Origin of the sequence: Pseudomonas sp. PS01299, from assembly GCF_029960145.1 — a bacterium.
GTDB classification, from domain to species: domain Bacteria; phylum Pseudomonadota; class Gammaproteobacteria; order Pseudomonadales; family Pseudomonadaceae; genus Aquipseudomonas; species Aquipseudomonas putida_A.
Map to the genome: position 1 here is coordinate 1 of NZ_JASCPO010000239.1, position 8,883 is coordinate 8,883.

An 8,883-nucleotide genomic window follows, 5' to 3' on the forward strand; every position below is an offset into this window, starting at 1 on the left:
CGCGAATGCGGTCGGTCATTGAAGGTGATGGTGGCTGACACGACGCCTTCGCGAGCAAGCCCGCTTCCACAGGGGTTTTGCGTAGTTTCATAAATCGTGGGCAATAAAAAGGCCTCCCGAAGGAGGCCTCTTTTTGTCACGCCGCGTAGCGCGGCGCTACTGGATCAGCAGCTGTAGTACAGCTCATATTCCAGTGGGTGTACGAAGGTGCGGACCTTGATTTCTTCTTCGGATTTCAGCGCGATGTAAGCGTCGATGAAGTCGTCGGAGAACACGCCGCCCTTGGTCAGGAACGCACGGCCCTTGTCCAGCTCTTCCAGGGCTTCTTTCAGGCTGCCGCAAACTTGTGGGATCTCTTTCGCCTCTTCAGGCGGCAGGTCGTACAGGTTTTTGTCAGCGGCATCGCCTGGGTGGATCTTGTTCTGGATACCGTCCAGACCGGCCATCAGCAGTGCTGCGAAAGCCAGGTACGGGTTGGCAGCCGGATCCGGGAAGCGTGCTTCGATACGACGGCCGCGTGGGCTGTTGACGTAAGGAATACGGATCGAGGCGGAACGGTTGCGAGCCGAGTAGGCCAGCATCACCGGCGCTTCGAAACCTGGCACCAGGCGCTTGTAGGAGTTGGTGGCCGGGTTGGTGAAGCCGTTCAGGGCCTTACCGTGCTTGATGATACCGCCGATGAAGTACAGGGCGGTTTCGGACAGGCCGGCATAGCCTTCGCCCGCGAAGGTGTTCTTGCCGTCTTTGGCGATGGACATGTGCACGTGCATGCCCGAGCCGTTGTCGCCGTACAGTGGCTTCGGCATGAAGGTCGCGGTGCGGCCGTATGCGTCGGCAACGTTGTGCACAACGTATTTCAGAGTCTGAACTTCGTCAGCTTTCTTCACCAGGGTGTTGAACTTGACACCGATTTCGTTCTGACCGGCAGTCGCCACTTCGTGGTGGTGAACTTCAACGGTCTGGCCCATCTCTTCCAGTGCGTTGCACATGGCAGTACGGATTTCGTGGTCGTGGTCGAACGGCGGAACCGGGAAGTAGCCGCCTTTGATACCAGGACGGTGGCCTTTGTTGCCGCCTTCGATGTCCTGGTCGGACATCCACGAGCCTTGTTCGGAGTAGATCTTGAACATCGAGCCGGAGATGTCCGACTTGAACTTCACTTCGTCGAAGATGAAGAATTCTGGTTCTGGGCCAGCGAAGACGGTGTCACCGATACCGGTGGTCTTCAGGTATTCCTCGGCACGGTGAGCGATAGCGCGCGGGTCGCGATCGTAACCTTGCATGGTCGACGGTTCGATGATGTCGCAAACCAGGATCAGGGTTGCGTCTTCGGTGAACGGGTCGAGAACGGCAGTATCGTCGTCCGGCAGCAGGATCATGTCGGAGGCTTCGATGCCTTTCCAGCCAGCGATGGAGGAACCGTCGAACATCTTGCCGACTTCGAAGAAGTCGTCTTCCAGCGCATCGCGAGCCGGCATGGTCACGTGGTGCTGAGTGCCTTTGGTGTCCGTGAAGCGCAGATCAATCCACTTGACGTCATGATCTTTGATGAGTTGAACCGACTTCGACATAGTGTCCTCCGGGTGGCTTAGGGCTTGGTAGTGGATGCCCTTAATAGGGGTGATGCCGGCGCAGATACTCTGCCAAGGCAACCTGCCTCACAAGGGAGCAAATTGCATGCCAGTGCCCCAGCATGGGTTTTTTGCCCCAATTTCACGCTTTGAGCACTGCAAAGCGACGTAAAGGCGAAAATCTCGCCCCTTAATGTAGCGCTTCAAATCAGAAATGACCCGTTTTGGTGCAAGTGAAACCTTCTGCATATTAACTGGTTAAACCTTGAGCAATTTCCGCTATAATCCGCGCCCCCCTTTTTCGGCTGGCCCTGCGCGCGCTGTTTTCATGAAACTAATCGTAAAAGTCTTCCCCGAGATCACCATCAAAAGCCGCCCTGTCCGGATGCGTTTCATCCGCCAGCTGGCCAAGAACATCCGTGCCGTGCTCCGCGATCTGGACCCGGCCGTGGTGGTGAACGGTGTGTGGGACAATCTCGAGCTGGAAACCCGCGTTACCGACCCCAAAGCCTTGAAAGAGATGGGTGAGCGCCTGACCTGCACCCCGGGTGTCGCGCATTTTCTGCAGATCGACGAGTACCCGCTGGGCGACTTCGACGACATCACCGAGAAGTGCAAACAGCACTATGGCGATGTGCTGGCCGGGAAGATTTTCTCGGTGCGCTGCAAGCGTGCCGGCAAGCATCCGTTCAGTTCGATGGACGTCGAAAAATACGTCGGCAGCAAGCTGCGTCGTGAGTGCGGTGCGGCCGGAATCGACCTCAAAGACCCGGAAATCGAAGTTCGCATCGAAGTTCGCGACCAACGGTTGTTTGTCATCCACAGCCAGCACAACGGCATCGGCGGTTACCCGCTCGGCGCTCTGGAGCAGACGCTGGTATTGATGTCCGGCGGCTTTGACTCGACGGTTGCCGCGTACCAGATCATGCGTCGCGGCCTGATGGCGCATTTCTGCTTCTTCAATCTCGGCGGGCGTGCCCACGAATTGGGCGTGATGGAAGTCGCGCATTTCATCTGGAAGAAGTACGGCAGCTCGCAACGCGTGCTATTTGTCAGTGTTCCGTTCGAAGAAGTGTTGGGCGAAATTCTCGGCAAAGTCGATAACAGTCATATGGGCGTCGTATTGAAGCGTATGATGTTGCGCGCATCGTCGGCCATCGCCGACCGGCTGCACATCGACGCGCTGGTCACCGGCGAAGCGATCTCCCAGGTATCGAGCCAGACGCTGCCGAACCTGTCGGTGATCGACTGCGTGACCGACAAACTGGTCCTGCGCCCACTGATCGTTGCGCACAAGCAGGACATCATCGACACGGCCAACGAGATCGGCACCGCCGATTTCGCCCGGCACATGCCGGAGTACTGCGGGGTCATCTCGGTCAATCCGAAGACCGCCGCCAAGCGCCACCGTGTTGAGCACGAAGAGAAAGAATTCGACATGGCGGTTCTCGAGCGTGCGCTCGAAAACGCCAAGCTGGTGCCGATCGATCGAGTGATCGACGAATTGGGCCAGGACTTGCAGATCGAAGAAGTCGGCGAAGCGCTGGCCGGTCAGATCGTTATCGACATCCGTCACCCGGATGCGGCCGAGGATGACCCGCTGGAACTTGCCGGCATAGAAGTACAGACGATGCCGTTCTACGCAGTGAACGCTCGTTTCAAGGAGCTGGATCCGACTCGCCAGTACCTGCTGTATTGCGACAAAGGCGTGATGAGTCGCCTGCATGCTCACCATTTGCTCAGTGAGGGGCATGCCAATGTGCGCGTTTATCGACCGAGCTAAGTGCCCGGGGCTGTTTGCCTGTGGCCTGCGTCACCGGCCCCCCGACACCGCCGTCAAGCTGTAACGGCCATGCCGGACACTACTGTTAATCGCTGCCAAGACTTGTCAGCAAACCGAATCCTCTGATCGAGATACACAAGTGATCGAAAATCTACGTAACATCGCCATCATTGCCCACGTTGACCATGGTAAGACCACCCTGGTAGACAAACTCCTGCGTCAATCCGGCACTCTGGAGCGCAACGAGCTCAACGACGAGCGCGTGATGGACTCCAACGACCAGGAAAAAGAGCGCGGTATTACCATTCTGGCGAAAAACACCGCCATCAACTGGAACGGCTACCACATCAACATCGTGGACACCCCGGGCCACGCCGACTTCGGCGGCGAAGTAGAACGCGTAATGTCGATGGTTGACTCCGTTCTGCTGCTGGTTGACGCTCAAGACGGCCCTATGCCGCAAACCCGTTTCGTGACCAAGAAGGCGTTCGAAGCCGGCCTGCGTCCAATCGTGGTCATCAACAAGGTTGACCGTCCAGGCGCGCGTCCGGACTGGGTTCTGGACCAGATCTTCGACCTGTTCGACAACCTCGGTGCTACCGAAGAACAACTGGACTTCCAGGTTGTTTACGCTTCGGCCCTGAACGGCATCGCCGGTCTGGATCACACCGCCATGGGCGAAGACATGACTGCGCTGTACCAGGCAGTTGTCGACCACGTTCCGCCTCCGGCCGTTGACCGTGACGGTCCGTTCCAGATGCAGATCTCCGCTCTGGACTACAACAGCTTCCTGGGTGTTATCGGTGTTGGCCGTATCGCTCGTGGTCGCGTCAAGCCGAACACCCCGGTTGTCGCGATCAGCGCCGACGGCAAGCGCCGCAACGGTCGTATCCTGAAGCTGATGGGTCACCACGGTCTGCACCGCATTGACGTTGAAGAAGCAGCAGCCGGCGACATCGTCTGCATCAGCGGCTTCGACGAGCTGTTCATCTCCGACACCCTGTGCGACATCAACACCGTCGAGGCGATGAAGCCGCTGACCGTTGACGAGCCAACCGTTTCCATGACCTTCCAGGTAAACGATTCGCCATTCTGCGGTAAAGAAGGCAAGTTCGTGACCTCCCGTAACATCAAGGATCGTCTGGACAAAGAGCTGCTGTACAACGTTGCACTGCGCGTTGAAGAAGGCGACTCGGCTGACAAGTTCAAGGTTTCCGGCCGTGGTGAGCTGCACCTCTCGGTACTGATCGAAACCATGCGTCGCGAAGGCTTCGAGCTGGCTCTGGGCCGTCCTGAAGTGATCATCCGTGAAGTTGACGGCGTGAAGCAGGAACCGTTCGAAAACGTCACCATCGACATCCCTGAAGAATCGCAGGGCAAGGTCATGGAAGAGATGGGTCTGCGTAAAGGCGACCTGAGCAACATGGTGCCGGATGGCAAGGGCCGTGTTCGTCTGGAATACAACATCCCTGCTCGCGGTCTGATCGGTTTCCGTAACCAGTTCCTGACCCTGACCAACGGTGCTGGCATCCTGACCTCGATCTTCGATCGTTACGCTCCAGTGAAGTCGGGCCACATGTCCGGCCGTCAGAACGGCGTTCTGGTTTCGGTTGAAACCGGCAAGGCACTGACCTACTCGCTGGAAACCCTGCAGGCTCGTGGCAAGCTGTTCGTAGAACACGGCCAGGAGATCTACAACGGTCAGATCGTTGGTCAGAACAGCCGCGACAACGACCTGGGTGTGAACCCTACCAAAGGCAAGAAGCTCGACAACATGCGTGCTTCGGGTAAAGACGAAACCATCGCTCTGGTACCACCTGTTCGCTTCACTCTGGAACAGGCTCTGGAATACATCCAGGAAGACGAGCTGTGCGAAGTCACGCCTAAGTCCATCCGTCTTCGCAAGAAGATCCTGGACGAAAGCGAGCGTACCCGCGCTGCCAAGAAAGCCAAGGCGTAATTTAGCCCGAGCTTGAAAAAACGCCCCCGGTCGCGAGACCGGGGGCGTTTTTGTTTGTCCGGGATTTAACCGAGACGGGGGCGGTGTTTGTGCTGGCCTCTTCGCGAGCAAGCCCGCTCCCACAGTAGATCTCGGTGAACACAAATCTTGTGTACGCCACAGTTCCCTGTGGGAGCGGGCTTGCTCGCGAAGGCGGCCTGAAAGGCGCCGAAAATTTCAGGAAAGATCAGAACTTCTCGATCGACCGCGAGTTCTGCACTCGCTCCACTTCTTTGGGCTTGTACGCGCAATACCCCGGACGCGGGCCGATTTTCGGGTGGTTGCGGCAAGTGTCCGGGCGTTTGTCATAAATGGTGCACAGGCGGCTCTTACGATCCAGGTAGTAGCAATCGTTGTTGCTCATGCGCTGTAGAGTAAAGATCCCCGACTTCTGGTTGAAGCGTTCGACCAGACCTTCCTTTTGCAGGCGCTTGGCGATGTTCTTCGGCGGATCGCCCAGCTCGAACTCGTCGACCACGCCGATACGTACCAGGTCCTTGATCTTGACCTCGACCGGCAGGGTGCAGCAGCTGGAGACACAAGAGCCGCACATCGGGGCCGAATATTTGGCCCACGTATCGAGACGGTCGATCTCGGCGGCGGCAATCAGGTTGGGCTTCATCATCGGGGGTTACCAGGCGTGTGTGCATCAGGGCGCGCGATCATACCGGGACTGGTGGATTTTTGAACAACCTTTCGCCAGATTTTTGCAAATGCCGCGCAAATGTCATTCAGTCCGGCACGGCCCCTGCATTCATTAGCCCACTCGCCAAGGTAATGCCGGGCTATCTCACCGACTTCGGAAAAACTGCCGAACCAGCGCCTCTACCGTCGGTCAGACCGTCTAGGCTCAGACAATTCCCCGCTCGCTCGAGGTCCTATCGATGACTCAAGAACCACTAGTTCGCGAAGCAGAGGTGGCCGCATTCCGCGATGCCGTCCTGACCAAGCTCACCTATGCAGTGGGTAAAGACCCGGATCACGCTTTCGACCATGACTGGTTCGAAGCCATTGCCCTGGCGGCGCGCGACCACATGGTCGAGCACTGGATGGACCACACCCGGCAGATCTACCGCAAAGGCCAGAAACGGGTGTATTACCTCTCGCTGGAATTTCTCATCGGCCGTTTGCTCTACGACAGCCTGAGCAATCTCGGCCTGCTCGACGTCGCCCGTGAAGCGCTGACCGAGCTGGGCGTCGATCTGGAACGGATCCGCCTGCTGGAACCTGACGCGGCACTCGGCAACGGCGGCCTCGGACGTCTGGCGGCGTGCTTCATGGAAAGCATGTCGACCCTCGGCATCGCCGGGCACGGCTACGGCATTCGCTACGAGCATGGGCTGTTCCGGCAGGCCATCGTCGATGGTTGGCAGCAGGAGCAGACCGAGCACTGGCTGGATTTCGGCAACCCGTGGGAGTTCGAACGTCCGGAAGTGGTGTACTCGATCGGCTTCGGCGGCAGCGTCGAAACCGTCACCGATGCCAGCGGCAAGACCAAACAGGTCTGGTCGCCTGCGGAAACCGTGCGCGCGATTGCCTACGACACCCCGGTGGTCGGCTGGCGCGGGGCGAGCGTCAACACCCTGCGCCTGTGGCGCGCCCGGGCCATGGAAGATCTGCACCTGGAGCGCTTCAACGCCGGTGACCACTTGGGCGCCGTCGCCGAAGTGGCCCGGGCTGAAAGCATTTCCCGCGTGCTTTACCCGGCAGACAGCACTGAGGCCGGGCAGGAACTGCGCCTGCGCCAGGAATACTTCTTCGTCGCCGCTTCCTTGCAGGATTTGCTGCGTCGTCATCGCAACATGCACACCTCGGTGCTGACCCTGGGCGATCACGCAGCGATCCAGCTCAACGACACTCACCCTTCGATTGCCGTCGCCGAACTGATGCGCCAACTGGTCGACGTCTACGACGTGGCCTGGGATGCGGCGTGGCAAGTCACTGTCGATACCTTGTCGTACACCAACCACACGCTGTTGCCCGAGGCGCTGGAAACCTGGCCGGTCGGCCTGATGGAACGCATGCTGCCGCGGCACATGCAGATCATTTATCTGATCAACGCCCAGCACATCGACTCGCTGCGGGCCAAAGGGATCCACGATTTCGACGTGCTGCGCGCGGTGTCGCTGATCGAAGAGGACAACGGTCGCCGGGTGCGCATGGGCAACCTCGCGTTCCTCGGTTCGCACAGCGTCAACGGCGTGTCCGGGCTGCACACGCAGTTGATGCGCAAGACTGTGTTCGCTGAACTGCACAAGCTCTACCCGGAGCGGATCAACAACAAAACCAACGGCATCACCTTCCGCCGCTGGCTGTTCCAGGCCAACTCCGAACTGACCTCGATGCTGGTCGACTCCCTCGGTCCGGAAGTGCTGGATAACCCGGAAGAACGCTTGCTCGACCTCGAACCGTTCGCCGAGCAACCCGCCTTCCGCAAAGCCTTCGCCGAACAGCGCCTGCACAGCAAAAAGGCCCTGGCCTATCTGATTCACGAGCGGCTGGGGATCGCGGTCAACCCGGCGGCGATGTTCGACGTGCAGGTCAAACGGATTCACGAATACAAGCGCCAGTTGCTCAACCTGATGCACACCGTGGCGCTGTATCAGGCGATCCGTGCCGAGCCGGAAACCGACTGGGTGCCGCGAGTGAAAATCTTCGCCGGTAAAGCGGCGGCCAGTTATCACCAGGCCAAACTGATCATCAAACTGACCAACGACATCGCCCGGGTGGTGAACAACGACCCGACCGTGCGCGGTTTGCTGAAAGTGGTGTTCCTGCCCAACTACAACGTCAGCCTGGCGGAAAGCATCATTCCTGCGGCGGACTTGTCCGAGCAGATTTCCACGGCCGGGTTCGAAGCCTCGGGCACCAGTAACATGAAGTTCGGCCTCAACGGTGCGCTGACCATCGGCACCCTCGATGGCGCCAACGTGGAAATGTGCGAGCGTATCGGTGCCGAGCACATGTTCATCTTCGGCCTCAGCGCTCAGCAGGTTGAAGCGCGCAAGCAGAACCACGAGTTCAGCGCCGCGCCGGACATCGCCGCGTCGCATCGTTTGAGCGACGTGCTGCAAGCGATCCGCAGTGGCGTGTTCTCGCCAGATGACACGTCGCGTTACACCGGATTGATCGATTCGCTGGTGGACTACGACCGCTTCCTGGTCTGCGCCGACTTCGATTCCTATTGGGAAGCGCAAAAACGCGTCGATGCGCACTGGCACGATTCCAACAACTGGTGGCGTTCGGCGGTGCTCAACACGGCGCGGATGGGCTGGTTCTCGTCCGACCGGACGATTCGCGAGTACGCCACGGATATCTGGAAGGCACTGGAGTGATTTTCTGCAACAAATGTGCGTAAGGCCCAACGTTTGTTGGGCCGGATCGATATACTGAGCGCCGGTTACCGGGCTGTTCAGTCACCACTGATCCAATGTAGGAGTGAGCCTGCTCGCGATAGCGCCGTCACATTCAACAGCTTCGTTGACTGACAAATCGCTATCGCGAGCAGGTTCACTCCTACAAGGGTTTGT

The 8,883-nt window shown here is 58.7% G+C and carries 5 protein-coding genes; 3 read left to right on the forward strand and 2 right to left on the reverse strand.

The genetic code is table 11. From position 1 onward, the window contains the following. Positions 1-164: 164 nt before the first annotated feature. Complete coding sequence (gene glnA, locus QMX91_RS26275) at positions 165-1,571, reverse strand: glutamate--ammonia ligase (RefSeq protein ID WP_003220788.1); 1,407 nt, start codon at positions 1,569-1,571, stop codon at positions 165-167. A gap of 328 nt (positions 1,572-1,899) precedes the next feature. Here glnA and thiI point away from each other — a divergent pair, with 328 nt between their 5' ends. After that, the gene (gene thiI, locus QMX91_RS26280) at positions 1,900-3,354 is read left to right on the forward strand and encodes a tRNA uracil 4-sulfurtransferase ThiI (protein ID WP_027611269.1); all 1,455 of its coding nucleotides are present in this window, start codon (positions 1,900-1,902) and stop codon (positions 3,352-3,354) included. A gap of 139 nt (positions 3,355-3,493) precedes the next feature. Beyond that, positions 3,494-5,314, forward strand: coding sequence for a translational GTPase TypA (gene typA / locus QMX91_RS26285; protein WP_007961739.1), 1,821 nt, complete (start codon positions 3,494-3,496; stop codon positions 5,312-5,314). A gap of 226 nt (positions 5,315-5,540) precedes the next feature. Here typA and QMX91_RS26290 read toward each other — a convergent pair whose 3' ends face one another. After that, positions 5,541-5,978 (reverse strand): YkgJ family cysteine cluster protein, encoded by a 438-nt coding sequence (locus tag QMX91_RS26290; protein ID WP_007961740.1) that lies wholly within the window; start codon positions 5,976-5,978, stop codon positions 5,541-5,543. Positions 5,979-6,237: 259 nt separating this feature from the next. Here QMX91_RS26290 and QMX91_RS26295 point away from each other — a divergent pair, with 259 nt between their 5' ends. Continuing rightward, complete coding sequence (locus QMX91_RS26295; protein ID WP_282413604.1) at positions 6,238-8,688, forward strand: glycogen/starch/alpha-glucan phosphorylase; 2,451 nt, start codon at positions 6,238-6,240, stop codon at positions 8,686-8,688. Positions 8,689-8,883 lie beyond the last annotated feature (195 nt).

Bases quoted from the DNA above. Each gene is read 5' to 3' on its own strand.
- glnA (WP_003220788.1), bottom strand. From the start codon at position 1,571: ATGTCGAAGTCGGTTCAACTCATCAAAGATCATGACGTCAAGTGGATT.
- thiI (WP_027611269.1), top strand. From the start codon at position 1,900: ATGAAACTAATCGTAAAAGTCTTCCCCGAGATCACCATCAAAAGCCGC.
- QMX91_RS26290 (WP_007961740.1), bottom strand. From the start codon at position 5,978: ATGATGAAGCCCAACCTGATTGCCGCCGCCGAGATCGACCGTCTCGAT.
- QMX91_RS26295 (WP_282413604.1), top strand. From the start codon at position 6,238: ATGACTCAAGAACCACTAGTTCGCGAAGCAGAGGTGGCCGCATTCCGC.